Annotated in this window: 18 protein-coding genes and 1 pseudogene; 14 read left to right on the forward strand and 5 right to left on the reverse strand. The window is 60.2% G+C overall.

Features of this window, described 5'->3' with window-relative positions; translation table 11 throughout:
• The first annotated feature begins 15 nt into the window (after positions 1 to 15).
• Positions 16 to 417: a lectin OAA gene (locus tag LOY56_RS02390; RefSeq protein ID WP_258619380.1), complete on the forward strand. Its 402-nt coding sequence runs from the start codon at positions 16 to 18 to the stop codon at positions 415 to 417.
• A 56-nt stretch (positions 418 to 473) separates the two neighbouring features.
• Here the strand turns inward: LOY56_RS02390 and asd are convergent, their stop codons facing one another.
• The 3 genes and pseudogenes from asd to LOY56_RS02405 all read right to left on the reverse strand — a co-directional run bounded on the left by asd (position 474) and on the right by LOY56_RS02405 (position 3,797).
• Positions 474 to 1,334 (reverse strand): archaetidylserine decarboxylase, encoded by an 861-nt coding sequence (asd, locus tag LOY56_RS02395; RefSeq protein WP_258619384.1) that lies wholly within the window; start codon positions 1,332 to 1,334, stop codon positions 474 to 476.
• A gap of 18 nt (positions 1,335 to 1,352) precedes the next feature.
• Positions 1,353 to 2,168 carry a rhodanese-like domain-containing protein gene (locus LOY56_RS02400; RefSeq protein WP_258619386.1) on the reverse strand — a complete coding sequence of 272 codons (816 nt, stop codon included), beginning with the start codon at positions 2,166 to 2,168 and terminating at the stop codon, positions 1,353 to 1,355.
• Positions 2,169 to 2,263: 95 nt separating this feature from the next.
• Positions 2,264 to 3,797: pseudogene (locus LOY56_RS02405) on the reverse strand (HDOD domain-containing protein).
• A 165-nt stretch (positions 3,798 to 3,962) separates the two neighbouring features.
• Between LOY56_RS02405 and motA the strand changes: the two are divergent.
• The gene (gene motA, locus LOY56_RS02410) at positions 3,963 to 4,814 is read left to right on the forward strand and encodes a flagellar motor stator protein MotA (protein ID WP_258619388.1); all 852 of its coding nucleotides are present in this window, start codon (positions 3,963 to 3,965) and stop codon (positions 4,812 to 4,814) included.
• 3 nt (positions 4,815 to 4,817) lie between these two features.
• Complete coding sequence (gene motB, locus LOY56_RS02415) at positions 4,818 to 5,846, forward strand: flagellar motor protein MotB (protein ID WP_258619389.1); 1,029 nt, start codon at positions 4,818 to 4,820, stop codon at positions 5,844 to 5,846.
• Between the two features lie 100 nt (positions 5,847 to 5,946).
• Here the strand turns inward: motB and rsgA are convergent, their stop codons facing one another.
• Positions 5,947 to 6,978 (reverse strand): small ribosomal subunit biogenesis GTPase RsgA, encoded by a 1,032-nt coding sequence (gene rsgA / locus LOY56_RS02420; RefSeq protein WP_007902636.1) that lies wholly within the window; start codon positions 6,976 to 6,978, stop codon positions 5,947 to 5,949.
• 107 nt (positions 6,979 to 7,085) lie between these two features.
• On the opposite strand from rsgA, the gene orn reads away from it, so the two are divergent.
• Positions 7,086 to 7,628 carry an oligoribonuclease gene (orn, locus tag LOY56_RS02425; protein ID WP_008068863.1) on the forward strand — a complete coding sequence of 181 codons (543 nt, stop codon included), beginning with the start codon at positions 7,086 to 7,088 and terminating at the stop codon, positions 7,626 to 7,628.
• 246 nt (positions 7,629 to 7,874) lie between these two features.
• Positions 7,875 to 8,486, forward strand: a complete 612-nt coding sequence (locus LOY56_RS02430) for a trimeric intracellular cation channel family protein (RefSeq protein WP_258619400.1) — start codon at positions 7,875 to 7,877, stop codon at positions 8,484 to 8,486.
• Between the two features lie 83 nt (positions 8,487 to 8,569).
• Here LOY56_RS02430 and queG read toward each other — a convergent pair whose 3' ends face one another.
• Entirely contained in the window at positions 8,570 to 9,634 is a 1,065-nt protein-coding gene (queG, locus tag LOY56_RS02435; RefSeq protein WP_258619409.1) for a tRNA epoxyqueuosine(34) reductase QueG, read from the reverse strand.
• Between the two features lie 63 nt (positions 9,635 to 9,697).
• Here queG and LOY56_RS02440 point away from each other — a divergent pair, with 63 nt between their 5' ends.
• The 9 genes from LOY56_RS02440 (at position 9,698) to hflC (ending at position 19,771) form a co-directional block, all read left to right on the forward strand.
• Complete coding sequence (locus LOY56_RS02440) at positions 9,698 to 11,197, forward strand: NAD(P)H-hydrate dehydratase (protein WP_258619415.1); 1,500 nt, start codon at positions 9,698 to 9,700, stop codon at positions 11,195 to 11,197.
• Positions 11,185 to 11,655: a tRNA (adenosine(37)-N6)-threonylcarbamoyltransferase complex ATPase subunit type 1 TsaE gene (gene tsaE, locus LOY56_RS02445; protein WP_258619422.1), complete on the forward strand. Its 471-nt coding sequence runs from the start codon at positions 11,185 to 11,187 to the stop codon at positions 11,653 to 11,655. Before LOY56_RS02440 ends, tsaE begins: the two co-directional genes overlap by 13 nt.
• Positions 11,656 to 13,086 (forward strand): N-acetylmuramoyl-L-alanine amidase, encoded by a 1,431-nt coding sequence (locus LOY56_RS02450; protein WP_309474872.1) that lies wholly within the window; start codon positions 11,656 to 11,658, stop codon positions 13,084 to 13,086. It begins immediately after the preceding gene.
• Entirely contained in the window at positions 13,083 to 14,993 is a 1,911-nt protein-coding gene (mutL, locus tag LOY56_RS02455) for a DNA mismatch repair endonuclease MutL (RefSeq protein ID WP_408980349.1), read from the forward strand. Before LOY56_RS02450 ends, mutL begins: the two co-directional genes overlap by 4 nt.
• Entirely contained in the window at positions 14,993 to 15,964 is a 972-nt protein-coding gene (gene miaA, locus LOY56_RS02460) for a tRNA (adenosine(37)-N6)-dimethylallyltransferase MiaA (protein WP_258619424.1), read from the forward strand. The genes mutL and miaA overlap by 1 nt, the downstream gene beginning before the upstream one ends.
• 94 nt (positions 15,965 to 16,058) lie before the next feature.
• The gene (gene hfq / locus LOY56_RS02465; protein WP_007902656.1) at positions 16,059 to 16,319 is read left to right on the forward strand and encodes an RNA chaperone Hfq; all 261 of its coding nucleotides are present in this window, start codon (positions 16,059 to 16,061) and stop codon (positions 16,317 to 16,319) included.
• Positions 16,320 to 16,331: 12 nt separating this feature from the next.
• Entirely contained in the window at positions 16,332 to 17,633 is a 1,302-nt protein-coding gene (gene hflX, locus LOY56_RS02470) for a ribosome rescue GTPase HflX (protein WP_008009827.1), read from the forward strand.
• Between the two features lie 96 nt (positions 17,634 to 17,729).
• A complete protein-coding gene (gene hflK, locus LOY56_RS02475; RefSeq protein WP_008009825.1) occupies positions 17,730 to 18,902 on the forward strand; it encodes an FtsH protease activity modulator HflK in 1,173 nt (390 codons plus the stop codon).
• On the forward strand, positions 18,902 to 19,771 hold the full coding sequence (gene hflC / locus LOY56_RS02480) for a protease modulator HflC (protein WP_258619432.1): 870 nt from the start codon (positions 18,902 to 18,904) through the stop codon (positions 19,769 to 19,771). Before hflK ends, hflC begins: the two co-directional genes overlap by 1 nt.
• Positions 19,772 to 19,989: the final 218 nt, after the last annotated feature.

The raw sequence follows: 19,989 nt of genomic DNA on the forward strand, positions 1-19,989 counted from the left end.
AAGGAGATGAAGTTTATGTCTATATATGTAGTGGCAAATCAATGGGGCGGTAGTTCGGCACCCTGGCATCCGGGCGGAAACTGGACGCTAGGCGCGCGGGACAACCAGAACGTTGTCGCGATCGAGATCAAATCGGGAGATGGCGGGAAGAGTTTCACCGGCACCATGACGTATGCGGGTGAAGGTCCCATTGGCTTCAGGGCTCAGCGCACGGGCCAGAACCAGTACAACGTTGAAAATCAGTGGGGTGGCAACGATGCCCCGTGGCATCCGGGTGGCAAATGGGTCATCGGAGGTCGGGATAATCAGAACGTTGTGGCGTTGAGCGTGACCTCCAGCGATGGAGGGAAAAACCTCAGTGGCACCAATACCTACGCCGACGAAGGGCCGATCGGCTTCCGTGGACAGATAGAGTAACGGCACCACCGAAATGTCCGACCCCGCGAAGACGTTCGCAGGGTCGGATCAGGGGGTCAGGCGGTTGGCAAGCCGATGCCCTGGCCCATCTGCACGGGCGAAAGGGCGCCCAGCCCTTCGGCCCATTTCACTTGATCCGGCCCGAACAGCACCACAGCCGTAGAACCGAGCTTGAAGCGACCCAATTCGGCGCCTTTCTCCAGATGGATCGGCGCACGGGCCGCTTCGTCGTAACGAAAGGTTTTCAGCTCGCGCTTTGGTGGCGTGACCAGCCCGGCCCAGACAGTTTCGATCGACGCCACAATCATCGCGCCCACCAGCACTACGGCCATCGGGCCACGTTCGGTGTCGAAAATGCACGCCACGCGCTCGTTGCGAGCGAACAGTTCCGGTACGTTTTCAGCGGTGGTCTGGTTGACCGAGAAGATGCGGCCGGGGATGTAGACCATCTCGCGCAGGGTGCCGGCCAGCGGCATGTGCACGCGGTGGTAATCCTTGGGCGACAGGTAAATGGTGGCAAAATCACCGCCCATGAATGGCGCGGCGTTGGCCGTGTCACCCCCCAGCAGTTCCAGCACGCTGAAGCTGTGGCCCTTGGCCTGGAAAACGCGACCGTGTTCGATCGGGCCGAGCTGGCTGACGGCACCGTCGGCCGGGCTGAGGATTGCGTCTGGGGTTGGGTCCAGCGGGCGAGCGCCGTCTTTCAAGGCACGAGTGAAGAAGGCATTGAAGTGCTCGTAAGCCGTCAGGTCTTCGACCAGTGCCTGGGACATGTCCACTTGATAACGCTTGGCGAACCAGGCGGTCAAGGCGTTCTTGAACCAGCGTACGCGGCATTCGGCAATGCAGCCGGCCAGTCGCGAGAGCAAGTGGTGGGGCAGCAGGTATTGGCTGAGGATAAACAAACGCTTATTCATTAACTGTCCTTAAAAACCTTAAATCTCTACGGGCGTGTCGGGATGGTTGCCCCATTCGCCCCAGGAGCCGGCGTAGCCTTTGACACGCGGATAACCGAGCGACTTGGCCACCAGGTACGTGAAGCCAGAACGGTGGTGAGTCTGGCAGTGGGTAATGACTTCTTTGTCTTTGGTGATACCGAGTTGTTCCAGGATTTTCGGCATGTCGGTGCGGATGCGAAGGTAGCGCGCTTGATCCATGCCGGCTGTCCACTCGAAATTGACCGCGCCGGGAATGTGCCCGCCCTTGGCTGCCAGCACTTTCTCGCCGGAGTACTCCAGCGGCCCGCGTGCGTCCCAGATTGCCAGATCGGCGGCACCGAGACGGCTTTGCAGGTATTCGCGGGTGGCGATGGGGTCATCGTGCAGCGTCAGGGCGACCGGGCCGCCGACCGCTGGCGGGATCTGGATAGACATGGGCAAGCCTTCTGCCAGCCAGGCCGGCAGGCCACCATCGATATAGTGATACTTGCTGTGGCCGATGACATCCAGCAGCCAAATAAAGCGCCCGGCCCAACCGCCACCTTCGTCGTCATAGACGACGTAGACCGCCTCGGGGTTGTGGCCCAGTTCGCCGAATAATGCTTCAAGCGCGGCTTGGGTCGGCAGCAGACCTGGCGCAGGCGCCTGACCCAGTTGAGTACGTTTTGGATCGACAAAGCGTGCTCCGGGAATATGCCCTGCGGCATATCGGGCGCTGCTGGTCAGGTCCACCAGAATCAGTTCGCGGGAATCGAGACGCGGGAGCAGGTCGCTCGGCTCGATCACCAGCGCCAAGCCAGAGAAGTCAGACATGTGAGGTCTCCAGAGCACAAAGGGGAGGATTGTAGCGCAGCGTCATGGGGGCCTGTTATCAGTTATTTCGGTACAGGAAGTAACTGATAACAGCCCTAGCGGTGACTGAAGTTGTGCAGGGCTTTCTCGATGCATTGCGCGGTTTTGCCGAACGCTTGCACGGTGATTTCCGAGAACGGCCCACCGCCCTGATCCGCCACCACGATCATGATCACCCGGCCATTGTTGACCAGCGAGCGCAGCAACAAGTGTTCGCCGCTGAACTGTTGACGCAGGCTGGCCGGCAGCAGGGCCGAGAATTGTGCGTTGTTGGCCGGCGTCAGGCGCACCTGCGCCTGTTGCGTGAGCAGGCGCTGCAGCACAGTGCTCTGACTGACCACCAGATTCAGGCCGGCCACTTCCTTGGGCAACCCGGCAGTCTGGTGCGCGCGCAGATTAGCGTGCGTACGGTCAGCCATCAGAATCATCACCCGCCGCATGCCGCACGCCAACAGGGCGTCTCGGGCCGATGTGGTCAAGTGCATGGCATTGGTAAAAGGACTCGGCTCCACCAGCAACTCGGCGCATTGTTTGCGCCACTTCGCCAGGTCTTCGGCAGTGGGCGCCGGGGCTGGTAGGAAGCCGGCGTGAAGGCGGTTGGTCCCCGACGGCCAGATCAGCGCTTCGGCCGGGTGCCAGAGGTCTGGCATGGCGTGTTGGCGGGCACTGTTAGCGGCCTGTTGGTGCAATTGTTGCCGCACCTCATCCAGCGGAATTTGCAAGTAAAGGCTGGTCAGGTATTGCCAGCGTTCGCAATGGGGACTGTCCCAGGCTTGTTGTGCCGACAGTGCCAGACCATTGGCCAGCAGCACGGTATTGGCTGGCTGATTGAGCCAGCGGCGCAGCGTCGGGTCGTCATCGAGGCGATTCTGTTGGCGCAGCGGGTGCTCGCTGTCACGCGCGATGCGCAAGACTTTCACCAGTTCACGTTGCTCATTGAGCAGCAGCCGATAACCCTGTTGGACCCAGATCGGCAAACGCCAGGTGTCCACCAGCGTCAGACAGATTTCCAGCAGACGCACGCCGAACAATTGCGTTTCGACTCTGCGCGCCGACTCACCTTTATGGATGACCCGCAGCTCCCACTCTTCGAGCAACTGCGGATGGGTTAATGCCATGGGCCACAGTGGCGAAAGAAACAGCAGGCTGCCCCAGTGGATGTCTTGCCATAGCCGTGCCAGGCGACTGGCAAAAAAAACCGTTGGCCTGTTGCGTGGCGTGCTGGCTGATCAGCTGGAGCTGGCGCAGTGCAACGGGAATCTGTGATTGAGGTTCGGCCGGCAGGCGCTCGAGCAATTCTTCGGTGCGTTTCAAACCGAGGCGATTGATTGCCACCTCAAGGTTTTCAGCAGGCTCGGTCATGCTGCCATGGGTATGGCGGTTAGCTTCGCGAATCACGCTCAAGGCCAGAGCCGGGCTGTCCTGCATCAGTTCGGCGATGTCTCGCAGTGAGCTGCGGTTATCGCGGATGGTTTTGCTGACGCGGTCATGACTGGCTTGCGGAATCGGCAGGCGCACACCATCCAGAAGCTTGACCCAGCCTTCGAGCGTGGTTGGTCTTGGCGTTGGGACGTTCGTTTCGTTAGCCATGTCTGGACGCAATCATCGTCTGCATTACCTATCTCTGCGCGGGTCAAAATAGCTTTTCGCCTGAACTGGCTATAGTCTGGCGCAGTTTTGCCGATAAGGAGAAGAAGAGATTTTTTAACTTCCGAATATGACCTTGAACCCGACTCAGTAAGTGCTCTCCTACCTATGGCTAAAATTATCGGCATCATCGTCGTATTCGCGAGCGTGCTCGGCGGATACGTGCTTTCCCACGGCAAGATTGCCGCTCTCATCCAGCCTTTCGAGGTGATGATTATCGGGGGGGCGGCCCTTGGCGCATTTCTGCAGGCCAACCCTGGTTACATGACGATGCATGTGCTCAAGAAATCCTTGGGTATGTTCAGCTCGCGTTTCAACCACACCTTCTACCTGGAAGTGTTGGGCCTGATTTACGAGATCCTCAACAAGAGCCGCCGCGAAGGCATGATGGCGATCGAAGGCGACATCGAAGATGCCGCCGCGAGCCCGATCTTCGCCAAGTACCCGGCGGTGCTCAAAGACGAACGCATGACCGCGTTCATCTGCGATTACCTGCGCATCATGTCCTCCGGCAACATGGCTCCCCATGAGCTGGAAGGCCTGTTCGACATGGAGCTCTACAGCCTCAAGGAAGACCTGGAACACCCTGCCCACGCGGTGAACGGCATTGCCGACGCCATGCCCGGTTTCGGTATCGTCGCGGCGGTATTGGGCATCGTGGTGACCATGGCGTCCCTGGGTGAAGGTGATCAGAAATCCATCGGCCTGCACGTGGGTGCGGCCCTCGTCGGTACCTTCTTCGGTATTCTCGCGGCGTACGGCTTCTTCGGCCCATTGGCCACTTCCCTGGGCCACGATGCCAAGGAAGAACTGAACATCTACGAAGCCATCAAGGCTTCGCTGGTGGCTTCGGCTTCCGGGATGCCGCCGTCGCTGGCGGTGGAGTTCGGTCGCAAGGTTCTGTACCCGGCGCACCGTCCTAGCTTCGCTGAGCTGGAACAAGCGGTTCGCGGTCGCTAAGTCATGGAAAATAACCAGCCGATAATCATCAAGCGCGTCAAGCGCATCGCCGGCGGGCATCACGGAGGCGCCTGGAAAATCGCCTTCGCGGACTTCGCGACCGCGATGATGGCGTTCTTCCTGGTGTTGTGGCTGCTGTCCACCGCGACGCCGGAACAGAAGATTGCCATCGCCGGTTACTTCAAGGACCCGGTCGGGTTTTCCGAAAGCGGTACGCCGTACATCATCGACCTGGGGGGCACGCCGACCCTGGCGCCGGAGAGCACCCTCAACCCCGAGGTGAAATCTCAGCCGCAGCCAGACAAGGTGACCATCGACGCTGAGCAAGTTGAAGGCATGGCCGAGCAGGTCGAGAAGGAACGCCTCGAACTGTTGCTGCAAGAACTGCAGAACAAGGTCGAAGAGAACCCGCAGCTGAAGAAGTTCAAGGACCAGATTCTGTTCGAAATCACGCCGGACGGTTTGCGCATCCAGATCGTGGACGCCGAAAACCGGCCGATGTTTGACTCCGGCAGTGCGCGTCTGAAGCCGTATTTCGAAGACATCCTGCTGGCCATGGCCGACACCATCAAAGCGGTGCCGAACAAGATCAGCATCAGCGGCCATACCGATGCCAAGCCGTACTCGGGCACTGGCGACTTCGGTAACTGGGAACTCTCGGCCAATCGCGCCAACGCGGCTCGTCGTGCGTTGGTCGCGGGCAGTTATCCGGACGCTCAGGTCGCGCGGGTGGTCGGTTACGCCTCGTCGGCGCTGTTTGACCGTGAGAACCCGTTCAATCCGGTCAACCGCCGTATCGACATCGTGGTACTGACCAAGAAAGCCCAGAAGGCCATTGAAGGTTCGCAAGGTGCAGAGCCTGCGCCAGTGCCGAAGCAAGGGCAGGGTGGCCCGGGCGAAATGCCCGCGCCGCCAGTCGATCCGAATGCCTTGCCGGCGGATAAGGAGCCACTGCCGGCCCATGAGCTTCGGGAGCGGTTGAATCTGTTTGATAATCCGGCGCCGAAACCAGCGGAAGCGCCGAAGCAGTGATCCATGAAAAAGCCGACAGTGATGTCGGCTTTTTTGTGGCTTTTCTGTTTCTGCAGGTTGCTGATCATTTTCGTAGCATCACGAAAATGATCCAGGCTACCTAATAGCTGCTTTCCGGCAAGCTGGCGATGATCGACCGATAACTGTTCATCCGTTGCTGCTGCACGCGACCTTCTTCGAGGGCCTTGAGCAGCGCACATCCTGGCTCGCGGTCGTGCTTGCAATCGCGGAAACGGCAGGTGCCGATCAGGTCGTTGAACTCGATGAAACCGGCTTCGACGTCGGCACGGCTGACGTGACCCAGGCCGAACTCGCGGATACCCGGGGAGTCGATCAACTCACCGCCACCGGGGAAGTGGAACAACCGCGCGGTAGTCGTGGTGTGGGTGCCCTGGCCCGACAGCTCGGACAGCGGGCCGACGCGGGTGTCGACTTCCGGCAGCAGGCTGTTGACCAGCGACGACTTGCCGACACCGGACTGGCCGACGAATACGCTGATGTGCCCGTCCAGCTGCTTCTGCAACTGCTCCATGCCATTGCCGTGGTGGGCCGACACTTCCAGCACCGGGTAACCCAGCGTGCGGTAAACCGCCAGCAAGGCATTCAGTGCCGGGGCGTTCTGCTCGTCGATCAAGTCGAATTTGTTCAGCAGCAGCAACGGCCGAATACCGGCGTGTTCCGCAGCGACCAGATAACGATCGATCAGGTTGGCGTGAGGCTCGGGCAACGGGGCGAAGACGATAACGATCAAGTCGACGTTGGCCGCCACCGGCTTGAGCTGGCCACGGCTGTCGGGACGGCAGAGCTCGGTTTTACGCGGCAGTTGCGCCACGATCACGCCGATGCCCTGGTTGCCGGCACGCCACACAACCTGATCGCCGGTCACCAGCGCTGGCAGGTTGGCGCGCAAATGGCAGCGGAACACCTGGCCGGCCAATTCGCCATCGAGGGCCTCGACTTCGACCTGCACACCGAAGTGCGCGATCACCAGGCCGGTCTGTTCCGGACCCAGGTCGCCACCTTCGAGTGCCTCGACAGCCGAGGACTCGCGTTTGGCGGCGCGGGCAGCGCGCTCGCCCTGAATCTTTTCGATGCGCCAGTTTTGACGACGATTGAGTTGGCGTTTGGCCATGGGTGTTCCGTATCGAGAATGCAGCGATTAGGTAAAACGGCCGCGAGTTTAGCACGCCCGGTGGCCTCCCTAGGCTAAACTGCACACCTACGCCGAGGAGCCGACTCATGCAAAACCCGCTAAATCTGATCTGGATCGACCTGGAAATGACCGGTCTGAACCCTGATACCGACGTCATCATCGAGATGGCCACTATCGTCACCGACAGTAATTTGAACACCTTGGCCGAAGGTCCGGTGATCGCCATCCATCACAGCGACGAGATCCTCGCCGGTATGGACGAGTGGAATACCCGTCAGCACGGCGGCTCCGGGCTGACCCAACGAGTTCGCGACAGCCGCATCAGCATGGCCGAAGCCGAAGCCGAGACCATCGCCTTCCTGGAGAAATGGGTGCCGAAGGGCAAGTCGCCGATCTGTGGCAACAGCATCTGCCAGGACCGTCGCTTCCTTTATACCCACATGAAGTCGCTGGAAAGCTACTTCCACTACCGCAACCTCGACGTGTCGACTCTTAAAGAGCTGGCCGCGCGCTGGGCGCCGGACGTACGCGACAGCTTCAAAAAGGGCAGCACACACCTGGCCCTGGACGACATCCGCGAATCGATCGCCGAGCTGCAGCACTACCGCAAGAATTTCATCAAGTTCTGATTGGTCATAGGGTGGGCTTTTGTGGCGAGGGAGCTTGCTCCCGCCGGTCGATCCGCGTCCGGGCGCAGCGGTCATAAAGTCAGCCGGCGCGGTCTATCTGAAGAATCGCTCTGTCAGCAAAGGGGCCGCTCCGCGGCCCAGCGGGAGCAAGCTCCCTCGCCACAGGTTCTCTGTGCTTTCTCTTGCCCTCTTTTGGTGCTGTTCCTAAATGGCTAGACTGCGCGCCTTCTTGTAAGGACCGCCACCATGTTGCTGATGCTCTACCTGATAGCCATTACTGCCGAAGCCATGACTGGCGCCTTGTCTGCGGGCCGTCGCGGCATGGACTGGTTTGGCGTGGTGCTGATTGCATGCGTCACAGCGCTGGGTGGCGGTTCGGTGCGTGACGTGTTGCTTGGCCACTACCCGCTGACCTGGGTCAAACACCCGGAATACCTGGTGCTGACCTCTGTCGCGGCGATGCTGACGATCTTCATCGCCCGCTGGATGCGCCATCTGCGTTCGCTGTTTCTGGTGCTCGACGCCGTGGGTTTGGTGGCGTTCACCCTGATCGGCTGCATGACTGCCCTGGAAATGGGCCATGGCATGCTGGTGGCGTCGGTCAGCGGTGTGATCACCGGGGTGTTCGGTGGCATCCTGCGGGACATCTTCTGCAACGACATTCCGCTGATCTTCCGCCGCGAGCTCTATGCCAGTGTCTCGTTTGCGGCGGCGTGGTGTTATCTGCTCTGCCTCTACCTGCAATTACCCGGTGAACAGGCGATCCTGATCACCCTGTTCGGCGGCTTCCTGCTGCGCTTGCTGGCGATCCGTTTCCACTGGGAAATGCCCAAGTTTGTTTATAACGACGAGGCTTGACCCTCACGAAATACCCCTCATTTTCCAGGCTGTACTCATACCGGTAGGAGCTGCCGCAGGCTGCGAACAGCCTGCGGCAGCTCCTACGCCAGACCGTGTTGTTTCAAGGCCCATTCGACGTGTTCGCGTACCAGTTCCGACGGATAGTCCCGCCGTGCCTTCAGCGCCTCCAGCACCGGAATCGTTGAAGGCGCGTTGCCCAATCCCACTGCCAGATTGCGCAACCAACGCTCGTAACCCGCGCGTCTGAGTGGTGAGCCCTCGGTACTGCTGAGAAATTTTTCCTCGTCCCACATGAACAGTTCGGCCAGTTCGGCGTTGTCCAGATTGTGCCTTGGTTTGAAATCGCTTTCGCCGGAAGGCCGGGCGAAGCGGTTCCATGGGCAGACGATTTGGCAGTCATCGCAACCGAACACCCGGTTACCGATCAATGGCCGCAAATCTTCGGGGATCGCACTTTTCAGTTCGATGGTCAGGTACGAAATGCAGCGCCGGGCGTCCAGTACATACGGACCAACGAAGGCGTTGGTTGGGCAGATATCCAGACAGGCGGTGCAGCGACCGCAGTGTTCGGTGACGTGGGGCGGGTCGACCGGCAGCGGCAGGTCGACGAACAGTTCGCTGAGGAAGAAGTAGCTGCCAGCCTTGCGATTCAAGACCAAGGTGTTTTTGCCGATCCAGCCAAGGCCAGCCTGTTCGGCGATGGCTTTTTCCAGCACCGGGGCGCTGTCGACAAAGGCGCGGTAGCCGAACGGACCGATCACCGCCTGAATTTTTTCCGCCAGTTGTTGCACGCGTTTACGGATCAGTTTGTGGTAATCGCGGCCCAAGGCATAACGCGAGACGTAGGCTTTTTCCGGTTCGGCCAGGCGTTTGGCCATTTCGGTGTCGCCCGGCAGGTAGTCCATGCGCAGGGAAACGACGCGAAGCGTGCCCGGCACCAGCTCTTCCGGGTGTGAACGTTTGCTGCCGTGGGCGCCCATATACTCCATTTCGCCGTGGTAGCCAGCTTCGAGCCAGCGCTCCAGGTGCTGCTCATGCTCGGCCAGGTCGAGGCCGCTGATGCCGACTTGCTGAAAGCCCAGCTCGCGGCCCCAGTCCTTGATCGATTGGGCGAGGGCGGGCATGTCTGTGGTAATAGCGGGCATGAGACGAGAGAAACCTGAGCTGAGGTGCGTATAATTCTGCCAGACATCGGAGCCTGAAGACGCATGCCGCACACTAAAGATGAATTACCCGACGCGCTGTATAGCGCCGCGCAAGTCCGAGGGCTCGATGCGAGCCTGATTGCGGCCGGTACACCGGGCTTCGAATTGATGCAGCGTGCGGCGCGGGCGACCTGGCGCGCGCTGGTCCGTCATTGGCCAGCGGCGCACGAATTGAGCGTGGTGGCCGGCCACGGCAATAACGCGGGCGACGGTTACCTGGTGGCCGTGCTGGCCCGACGTGCCGGCTGGCACGTGCGGGTGCTGGCTGCCGGTGATCCCGGGCGTTTGCAGGGCGATGCCGCGTCGGCCCATGCCGAGGCGGTAGCCGAAGGCGTTGCCATTCAAGACTGGAACGCACATTCAGAATTACGCGGCATTGTGCTGGATGCCTTGCTCGGCACCGGCCTGACCGGTGAAGTGCGCGAGCCATGCGCCAGTGTCATCGCCGCGATCAACGCCAGTGGGCTACCGGTGGCGGTGGTGGATATCCCCTCGGGGCTGTGCGCCGATACGGGGCGCATACTCGGCATTGCGGTTCGAGCCGATCTGACGGTGACGTTCATCGGTTTGAAGCTCGGTCTGTTCACCGGTGACGCTGCGGATGTGGTCGGCGATTTGGTCTTCAATGATCTGCAAGCCGCCCCCGAGACGTTTATCGGGGCCACGGTCAGCGCGCGTCGCCTGACGGCCGATAATGTGCCGCGTCTGACCGGTCGCGCTTCCACTTCCCACAAAGGCAACTTTGGCCACGTATTGCTGATCGGCGGCGATCGCGGTTTCGGCGGCGCCATTTTGCTCAGTGCACAAAGCGCCCTGCGCGGCGGTGCCGGCATGGTGTCCGTGGCCACTCGCAACGAGCATGTTTCGGCTGCCTTGGCGCGATTGCCGGAAGCAATGGTGCTCGGCACTTCGTCGGCCAATCAATTAATGGGCTTGCTTGAGAAGGTCACGGTGCTGGTCGTCGGCCCAGGGCTGGGGCCGGGCGCCTGGGGACGCAGTCTGTTGTCGGCCGCGGCCAATGCGCCGCTGCCACAAGTCTGGGATGCCGATGCGTTGAACCTGTTAGCCGACGGTGGCGTGAGCCTGCCTGCAGGTTGTGTTATCACGCCGCACCCGGGCGAAGCCGCGCGATTGCTGAATATATCGACGGCCGATGTTCAGGCCGATCGTCCGGCCGCTGCCCATGCATTGAGCAAAAAATATACAGCGGTGGTGATTCTCAAGGGCGCCGGCAGTTTGATCGCCAGCCCCGACGGGCGTCTGGGGTTGTGTCATCAGGGCCATCCGGCCATGGCATCTGCCGGTTTGGGCGATGTGCTGGCCGGTCTGGTCGGCGCCTTGCTCGCTCAAGGCATGGACGCGTACGACGCGGCATGCCTGGCGGTCTGGCTGCACGCCAATGCCGGTGCGCAACAAGGTAAATTCGGCCGCGGGCTGGCGGCCAGTGATCTGATTCCAGCCATTCGTCAGTTGTTGGAGGAGCAAGCACCGTGTCTGAAGTAACCCTGTACCTGGCTGATGAAGAGGCGATGACCGCGTTTGGTGCGCGCATCGCACAAACCACTGAAGGGCACGGTCTGATTTTTCTTGAGGGGGATCTGGGCGCGGGGAAAACCACGCTGTCCCGGGGCATCATCCGAGGCCTGGGGCATACCGGCGCGGTAAAAAGTCCGACCTTCACCCTGGTAGAGCCTTACGAGATCGGCGACATCCGTGCCTTCCATTTCGACCTCTATCGACTGGTCGATCCGGAAGAGCTGGAGTACCTCGGCATCCGCGACTATTTCGAAGACGACGCATTGTGCCTGATCGAATGGCCCCGCAATGGTGCAGGCTTTTTGCCAAAGCCCGACCTGACCATTACCATTAGCCCGCAAGACAGCGGGCGTTCGCTGAAAATTTTGCCCCAGGGCTCGCGTGGCGAGTCGTGGTGTGCCTCTTTGGCATTGGAATCCAATTAAATGATGGGGTTAGGTATGCGCTTTCGCGCGTTGGTTGCTGCCGTAGGATTGTTGTTTTTGGCGGTGACCGTCGACGCTGTGGCCGAGACGAAGGTCAACAGTGTTCGCCTGTGGCGGGCGCCGGATAACACGCGACTGGTGTTTGACCTGACAGGGGCTGTCCAGCACAGCGTCTTTACCCTGACCGCCCCGGATCGGCTGGTGATCGACATTAATGGCGCGACCCTCGGTGCACCGCTGAACGTCAACACCTCGAACACCCCGATTACCGCCATGCGCTCGGCTCAGCGCACGCCGACCGACCTGCGGGTGGTTATCGACCTGAAAAAGGCCGTGACGCCGAAAAGCTTCTCCCTGGCCCCCAACGCCCAGTACGGCAACCGCCTGGTGGTCGATCTGTTCGATAACCCGGCTGACGCCGCGCCTCCTCCGGCGCCGACGCCTTCGGTCGCAACGGTTCCCGCGGTGCCAGTCACGCCTGTCGAACCGGCGATCAAGCTGCCACCCGCTCCGGCCGGCAAGCGCGACATCATCGTGGTAATCGATGCCGGCCACGGTGGCGAAGACCCGGGCGCCTCGGGCTCTCGCGGGCAGCGTGAGAAAGACGTGGTGCTGGCCATCGCCCGTGAACTACAGCGTCAGGTCAATGGTATGAAAGGCTTCCGCGCCGAACTGACGCGTACCGGCGACTACTTCATTCCATTGCGCGGCCGTACCGAAATCGCCCGCAAGAAGGGCGCCGATCTATTCGTTTCGATCCACGCTGACGCTGCACCTTCAGCCGCCGCGTTCGGGGCGTCGGTGTTCGCCCTGTCCGACCGCGGCGCTACGTCGGAGACCGCCCGTTGGCTGGCCGACAGCGAAAACCGTTCCGACTTGATCGGCGGTGCCGGCAACGTCAGCCTCGATGACAAGGACCGCATGCTGGCCGGCGTGTTGCTCGATTTGTCGATGACCGCTTCCCTGACATCCAGTCTGAACGTTGGCCAGAAAGTCTTGAGCAACATCGGTCGCGTCACGCCGCTGCACAAACAGCGCGTGGAGCAAGCCGGGTTCATGGTGCTGAAGTCGCCGGATATCCCGTCGATCCTGGTGGAAACCGGTTTTATCTCCAACGCCAACGAGGCTTCCAAGCTTGCCGCAGCGAACCACCAGCAGGCACTGGCGCGTTCTATCAGCAGCGGCGTGCGGCAATTCTTCCAGCAGAATCCACCGCCGGGTACTTACATTGCCTGGTTGCGCGACTCCGGCAAGATAGCCCAAGGCCCGCGTGATCATCGTGTGAGCCCCGGCGAAACCCTGGCAATGATCGCTGTGCGCTATCAGGTGTCTCCGGCCACCTTGCGCGGCGCCAACAACCTGTCGAGCGATGAACTCAAGATCGGTCAGCACTTGACCATTCCAGGCACCGAACTGGCGGCCAAAGAATGAATCAGAGCGTGATCAGCAGCGCTCGCATCGAGCTGCTCAGCCCACGACTGGCGAACCAGATTGCCGCCGGTGAAGTGGTTGAGCGCCCGGCCTCGGTCATCAAGGAGTTGCTGGAGAACAGCCTCGACTCCGGTGCCAAACGCATTGATGTCGATGTGGAACAGGGCGGCGTCAAGCTGCTGCGGGTACGCGACGATGGCAGCGGCATTTCCGCCGATGACCTGCCTTTGGCCCTGGCCCGTCACGCCACCAGCAAGATTCGTAATCTGGAAGACCTTGAACAGGTGATGAGCCTGGGGTTTCGCGGTGAGGCACTGGCGTCCATCAGCTCCGTGGCGCGTCTGACCCTGACGTCCCGCACTCGCGATGCCGATCAGGCGTGGCAGGTGGAAACCGAAGGCCGGGACATGGCGCCGCGCGTGCAACCGGCGGCCCATCCGGTGGGGACTTCGGTGGAAGTGCGCGATTTGTTCTTCAACACCCCGGCGCGCCGTAAATTTCTCAAGACCGAAAAAACCGAGTTCGATCACCTGCAAGAAGTAATCAAGCGTCTGGCGCTGGCGCGGTTCGATGTGGCGTTCCATCTGCGCCACAACGGCAAAACCATCCTCAGCCTGCACGAAGCCCACGATGACGCGGCCCGCGCCCGGCGTGTGGCGGCGATCTGCGGGGCGGGTTTTCTGGAGCAGGCGTTGCCGATCGAAATCGAGCGCAACGGCCTGCACTTGTGGGGCTGGGTCGGGTTGCCGACCTTCAACCGCAGCCAGGCAGACTTGCAATATTTCTTTGTGAATGGCCGTGCCGTGCGCGACAAACTGGTGGCCCACGCGGTGCGTCAGGCTTATCGCGACGTGCTGTTCAACGGTCGGCACCCGACGTTCGTGCTGTTTTTCGAAGTCGATCCGGCGGGCGTCGACGTCAACGTGCACCCGACCAAGCACGAAGTACGCTTCCGTGACGGGCGCATGGTTCACGATTTCCTCTATGGCACTTTGCACCGCGCCCTCGGCGATGTGCGGCCGGAAGATCATCTGGCCGCGCCTGTCGCGACGGCCATGGTCAGGCCCACCGGGCTCGACGCCGGTGAGTTCGGTCCGCAGGGCGAAATGCGTCTGGCGGCCAATGCGCTGCTGGAACAGCCTCAGGCACAACCGTCGTTCAACACGCCGGCGGGCTCCGGCGCTGGTGCCGGTTATCAGTATCAATACACGCCGCGGCCTCAGTCTGGCGTGCCCGTCGCTGAAGCTCAGGCGGCCTATCGCGAGTTCTTCGCGCCGTTGCCTGAGGCCAACGCGGTCTCGCTGCCGGCCGGGCAAGACGATATTCCGCCGCTGGGTTACGCGTTGGCGCAGCTCAAGGGCATCTATATTCTTTCGGAAAACGCCCAGGGCCTGGTGCTGGTAGACATGCATGCCGCCCATGAGCGGATCATGTACGAACGCCTGAAAATCGCCATGGCCAGTGAAGGCCTGAGCGGTCAACCGCTGTTGGTGCCAGAGTCCTTGGCGGTCAGTCAGCGCGAAGCCGATTGCGCTGAAGAGCATGTCGCCTGGTTCCAGCGATTGGGCTTTGAATTACAGCGCCTTGGCCCGGAATCTCTGGCGATCCGGCAAATCCCCGCGTTGCTGAAACAGGCTGAAGCCAATCGACTGGTCAGCGACGTTCTGGCGGATTTGATGGAATACGGCACCAGCGACCGGATTCAGGCACACCTGAACGAACTGCTCGGTACTATGGCCTGCCACGGCGCGATTCGCGCGAATCGGCGTCTGGCCCTGCCGGAAATGAACGGTCTGCTGCGGGACATGGAAAACACCGAACGCAGCGGTCAATGCAACCATGGCCGACCGACCTGGACCCAATTGGGCCTGGACGATCTGGACAAACTGTTTTTGCGCGGTCGTTGATGAGCCAGTTCCCTCCTGCGATTTTCCTGATGGGGCCGACGGCTGCCGGCAAGACCGACCTAGCCATCGAACTCACCAAGGTCCTGCCTTGCGAGCTGATCAGCGTCGATTCGGCGCTGGTTTACCGTGGCATGGACATTGGCACCGCCAAGCCCTCCAAAGAACTTTTGGCCGAATTCCCACACCGCCTGATCGATATTCTCGACCCTGCCGAAAGTTATTCCGCCGCGGATTTTCGTCGCGATGCGCTTGAGGCCATGGCCGAGATCACCGCGCGGGGCAAAATTCCGCTATTGGTAGGCGGCACAATGCTCTACTACAAGGCTTTGCTCGAAGGTCTGGCCGATATGCCAGCGGCCGACCCGGACGTTCGCGCGCAAATCGAAGAGGAAGCTGCGCGCCTTGGCTGGCAAGCCCTGCACGATCAATTGGCGGTCATCGATCCGCAGTCCGCGGCGCGTATTCATCCGAACGATCCACAACGCCTCAGTCGAGCGCTGGAAGTTTATCGCGTCAGTGGTCAGAGCATGACTGAGCTACGCTTGCGACAATCTGCGCAAAGTACTGAAGCAGCCGCTTCGGGACTGCAACAATTGCCCTATACTGTCGCGAACTTGGCCATCGCCCCGGCAAATCGCCAGGTACTGCACGAGCGTATTAAACAAAGATTCACAAATATGTTGGAACAGGGATTCATCGACGAGGTCGTAGCCCTGCGAGATAGAGGTGACCTGCATTCGGGTTTGCCGTCTATACGTGCTGTAGGCTATCGACAAGTCTGGGATTACCTGGATGGCAAGCTGACGCAAGCCGAGATGCAGGAGCGTGGAATCATTGCCACGCGCCAATTGGCAAAGCGCCAGTTCACCTGGCTGCGCAGTTGGGCTGATTTACATTGGTTGGACAGCCTCGATTGCGACAATCTGCCGCGCGCCTTGAAATACCTCGGGACCATCTCCATATTGAGCTGAGTCCTTGCAATTGCCGTCTATCCTTGGGGGTGTGACGGCCCCAAGCCATCTGTTTACCTATTTTTTATATTGAATCCTTAAAGGAGTGCGGCACATGTCAAAAGGGCATTCGCTACAAGACCCTTACTTGAATACTTTACGTAAAGAGAAAGTGGGGGTTTCCATCTACCTGGTCAACGGGATCAAACTGCAAGGCACGATCGAGTCTTTCGACCAGTTCGTTATCCTGCTGAAAAACACCGTTAGCCAAATGGTTTACAAACACGCTATCTCTACAGTGGTGCCGGTTCGTCCAATTCGTCTGCCTAGCGCAACCGAATCCGAAGCAGGTGACGCTGAGCCAGGTAACGCCTGATAGGAGTCTCCTTTGTTCTTTGAGCGCCACGGTGGTGGTGAACGGGCAATTCTCGTTCACTTGGATGGTCAGGACCCTGAGGCGCGCGAAGATCCGCAGGAGTTTCAGGAGTTGGCAATTTCGGCTGGCGCCGAGACCGTCGCGTTTTTTAACGTGCCGCGTCATCGGCCAACCGCCAAAACCCTGATTAGCAGCGGCAAGGTCGAAGAGTTACGCGACCTGGTCAGCGCCGAACAGGTCGATCTGGTGATTTTCAATCACATCCTCACGCCCAGTCAGGAACGTAACCTCGAACGTATTTTCGAGTGCCGCGTGATTGACCGCACGGGTTTGATTCTCGATATCTTCGCCCAACGCGCCCGCACCCATGAAGGCAAGCTCCAGGTCGAACTGGCCCAGCTTGAACACATGAGTACGCGGCTGGTTCGTGGCTGGACTCACCTTGAGCGGCAGAAGGGCGGTATCGGTCTGCGCGGCCCGGGTGAAACCCAGCTGGAAACCGACCGGCGCCTGTTGCGGGTTCGCCTGCGGCAGATCAAGGGGCGCCTGGAAAAGGTTCGCAGCCAGCGCGAGCAATCTCGTCGCGGGCGCAAACGTGCTGACATTCCGACGGTTTCACTGGTGGGTTATACCAACGCCGGCAAATCGACGCTGTTCAACTCGGTCACCGATTCCGACGTCTTCGCCGCCGACCAGCTATTCGCTACCCTCGACCCGACCCTGCGCCGACTCGAACTCGATGACCTCGGGCCGATCGTGCTGGCCGACACCGTGGGCTTCATTCGCCACTTGCCGCACAAACTGGTCGAGGCATTTCGGGCTACGCTCGAAGAGTCGAGCAACTCCGACCTGCTGCTGCACGTGATCGATGCGCATGAGCCTGAGCGGATGGCCCAGATTGAACAGGTCATGGTGGTGCTCGGGGAGATCGGGGCGCAGGACTTGCCGATCCTTGAGGTATACAACAAACTCGATTTGCTCGAGGGTGTTGAGCCGCAGATCCAGCGCGATGCCGATGGCAAACCGCAGCGGGTCTGGTTGTCGGCCAAGGACGGTACCGGCCTGGACCTGCTCAAGCAGGCTGTGGCTGAACTGTTAGGCAGTGATTTGTTTGTTGGCACCTTGCGCTTGCCGCAACGTTTTGCTCGACTGCGTGCGCAGTTTTTCGAACTCGGTGCGGTGCAAAAAGAAGAACATGACGAAGAAGGCATCAGCTTGCTGGCCGTTCGCTTGCCACGGATCGAGTTGAATCGACTCGTGAGTCGCGAAGGTCTGCAACCGATGGAATTCATCGAGCAACACACTTTGCAATAAAAGCCTGAGAAAGCGGTTGTGCCGTGGTGACAGGCATTCTGTAGCATTGGTCGGCGCGCCGTGGGTGCGTCTTTGCTTTATCAGATGGAGAGCGCTATGGCTTGGAATGAGCCGGGTGGCAACTCGAATAATCAGGATCCTTGGGGTGGCAAGCGCCGCAATAACGGCGACCGCAAGGGACCACCGGATCTCGACGAGGCCTTCCGAAAGCTGCAGGAAAGCCTGAACGGGTTGTTCGGTGGTGGTAAAAAACGCGGTGACGAGGGCGGCGGTTCGGGCAAGAGTGGCGGCTTCGGCGGCCTGCTCGGCATCGGCCTGGTCGTGCTGGCGGCCGTGTGGCTGTACAGCGCTGTCTACGTGGTCGACGAGCAGGAGCAGGCGGTAGTGCTGCGCTTCGGCAAATACTATGAAACCGTCGGCCCAGGACTGAACATCTATTTCCCGCCGATCGATCGCAAGTACATGGAAAACGTCACGCGTGAGCGTGCCTATACCAAGCAGGGTCAAATGCTGACTGAAGACGAAAATATCGTCGAAGTGCCGCTGACCGTGCAGTACAAGATCAGCAATCTGCAGGATTTCGTACTGAACGTCGATCAGCCGGAAATCAGCCTGCAGCATGCGACTGACAGTGCCTTGCGTCACGTGGTGGGTTCTACCGCCATGGATCAGGTGCTGACCGAAGGTCGTGAATTGATGGCCAGCGAAATCAAGGAACGTCTGCAACGCTTCCTCGATACCTATCGCACCGGCATTACCGTCACCCAGGTCAACGTACAGAGCGCAGCGGCACCGCGTGAAGTTCAGGAAGCCTTCGATGACGTGATCCGTGCCCGTGAAGACGAGCAGCGTTCGCGCAACCAGGCTGAAACCTACGCCAACGGCGTCGTGCCGGAAGCCCGTGGTCAGGCCCAGCGCATCCTCGAGGATGCCAACGGTTACCGTGACGAGACCGTCTCCCGCGCCAAGGGTGAGGCTGATCGCTTCACCAAGCTGGTGGCCGAGTATCGCAAGGCCCCTGAAGTTACCCGCCAGCGTCTGTACCTGGACACCATGCAGGAAATCTTCAGCAACACCAGCAAGGTTCTCGTGACCGGCAACAAGAATGGCCAGAACAATCTGCTGTACTTGCCGCTGGACAAGATGATCGACAGTGGTCGCAGCCCCGGCGCTCCAGTGACCGGCGCAGCAGCCAGCAGTAATGAAGTGAATGCGCGTGCGGCAGCTGATCTGCAGCAACAGCAAGCGCGTACCAGGGAGAGTCGCTGATGAGCAATAAATCGCTGATCGCCCTTATTGTCGGCGTCGTCGTGGCGATCGTTGCCTGGAACTGCTTCTACATCGTGGCTCAGACCGAGCGCGCGGTGATGCTGCAGTTCGGTCGCGTGGTTCAGACCGACGTTCAGCCGGGCCTGCACGTGAAAGTGCCTTACGTAAACAAAGTGCGCAAATTCGACGCGCGCCTGATGACACTGGATGCACCGACACAACGCTTCCTGACGCTGGAAAAGAAAGCCGTGATGGTCGATGCCTATGCCAAGTGGCGCGTGAAAGATGCCGAGCGCTTCTACACCGCGACTTCCGGCCTCAAGCAGATTGCCGACGAGCGTCTTTCCCGTCGTCTGGAGTCGGGCCTGCGGGACCAGTTCGGTAAGCGCACCCTGCACGAAGTGGTGTCTGGTGAGCGTGATGCGCTGATGGCGGACATCACCTCTTCGCTGAACAAGATGGCGGAAAAAGAGCTAGGCATCGAAGTTGTCGATGTTCGGGTCAAAACCATCGACTTGCCGAAAGAGGTGAACCGCAGCGTGTTCGAGCGTATGAGCACCGAGCGGGAACGTGAAGCTCGCGAGCACCGCGCCAAGGGTAACGAGCTGGCGGAAGGCATCCGTGCCGACGCCGATCGTCAACGCCGCGTGCTGCTGGCTGAAGCCTATCGTGAATCCGAAGAGGTTCGCGGTGACGGTGACGCCCAGGCTGCTGCGATCTACTCCAAGGCATACGGTCAGGATCAGGAGTTCTACGCGTTCTACCGTAGCCTGCGCGCCTACCGTGAAAGCTTCGCGAACAAATCCGATGTCATGGTCCTGGACCCGGGCAGTGACTTTTTCCGTTACCTGGAAAAAGCCAAGCCTTGATACGACGTTGACCTGAATCATCCCGCCGGGCGGCTAAAACCTCGGGCGGGGTGATCCTTTTGGAAAACGTGTGTATGATGCGGCAGCCGGGAAATTCCCGGCTTTTTTGCGTCTGCACGTTTGATTGCTGTTTTTATGCGGGCGCCCGAGTTGAATAACTCGACAGGTTTTTCGAGGAAAGTGGTTGGCGAAGCCGGTTTCAGGCTTTTCGCCCCGTT

It is taken from the genome of Pseudomonas sp. B21-048 (genome assembly GCF_024748615.1).
Classification (GTDB): domain Bacteria; phylum Pseudomonadota; class Gammaproteobacteria; order Pseudomonadales; family Pseudomonadaceae; genus Aquipseudomonas.

What these genes read in the sequence shown, in the direction of transcription:
- LOY56_RS02390 (WP_258619380.1), top strand. Translation starts at nt 16, where the DNA reads ATGTCTATATATGTAGTGGCAAATCAATGGGGCGGTAGTTCGGCACCC.
- asd (WP_258619384.1), bottom strand. Translation starts at nt 1,334, where the DNA reads ATGAATAAGCGTTTGTTTATCCTCAGCCAATACCTGCTGCCCCACCAC.
- LOY56_RS02400 (WP_258619386.1), bottom strand. Translation starts at nt 2,168, where the DNA reads ATGTCTGACTTCTCTGGCTTGGCGCTGGTGATCGAGCCGAGCGACCTG.
- motA (WP_258619388.1), top strand. Translation starts at nt 3,963, where the DNA reads ATGGCTAAAATTATCGGCATCATCGTCGTATTCGCGAGCGTGCTCGGC.
- motB (WP_258619389.1), top strand. Translation starts at nt 4,818, where the DNA reads ATGGAAAATAACCAGCCGATAATCATCAAGCGCGTCAAGCGCATCGCC.
- rsgA (WP_007902636.1), bottom strand. Translation starts at nt 6,978, where the DNA reads ATGGCCAAACGCCAACTCAATCGTCGTCAAAACTGGCGCATCGAAAAG.
- orn (WP_008068863.1), top strand. Translation starts at nt 7,086, where the DNA reads ATGCAAAACCCGCTAAATCTGATCTGGATCGACCTGGAAATGACCGGT.
- LOY56_RS02430 (WP_258619400.1), top strand. Translation starts at nt 7,875, where the DNA reads ATGTTGCTGATGCTCTACCTGATAGCCATTACTGCCGAAGCCATGACT.
- queG (WP_258619409.1), bottom strand. Translation starts at nt 9,634, where the DNA reads ATGCCCGCTATTACCACAGACATGCCCGCCCTCGCCCAATCGATCAAG.
- LOY56_RS02440 (WP_258619415.1), top strand. Translation starts at nt 9,698, where the DNA reads ATGCCGCACACTAAAGATGAATTACCCGACGCGCTGTATAGCGCCGCG.
- LOY56_RS02450 (WP_309474872.1), top strand. Translation starts at nt 11,656, where the DNA reads ATGATGGGGTTAGGTATGCGCTTTCGCGCGTTGGTTGCTGCCGTAGGA.
- mutL (WP_408980349.1), top strand. Translation starts at nt 13,083, where the DNA reads ATGAATCAGAGCGTGATCAGCAGCGCTCGCATCGAGCTGCTCAGCCCA.
- miaA (WP_258619424.1), top strand. Translation starts at nt 14,993, where the DNA reads ATGAGCCAGTTCCCTCCTGCGATTTTCCTGATGGGGCCGACGGCTGCC.
- hfq (WP_007902656.1), top strand. Translation starts at nt 16,059, where the DNA reads ATGTCAAAAGGGCATTCGCTACAAGACCCTTACTTGAATACTTTACGT.
- hflK (WP_008009825.1), top strand. Translation starts at nt 17,730, where the DNA reads ATGGCTTGGAATGAGCCGGGTGGCAACTCGAATAATCAGGATCCTTGG.
- hflC (WP_258619432.1), top strand. Translation starts at nt 18,902, where the DNA reads ATGAGCAATAAATCGCTGATCGCCCTTATTGTCGGCGTCGTCGTGGCG.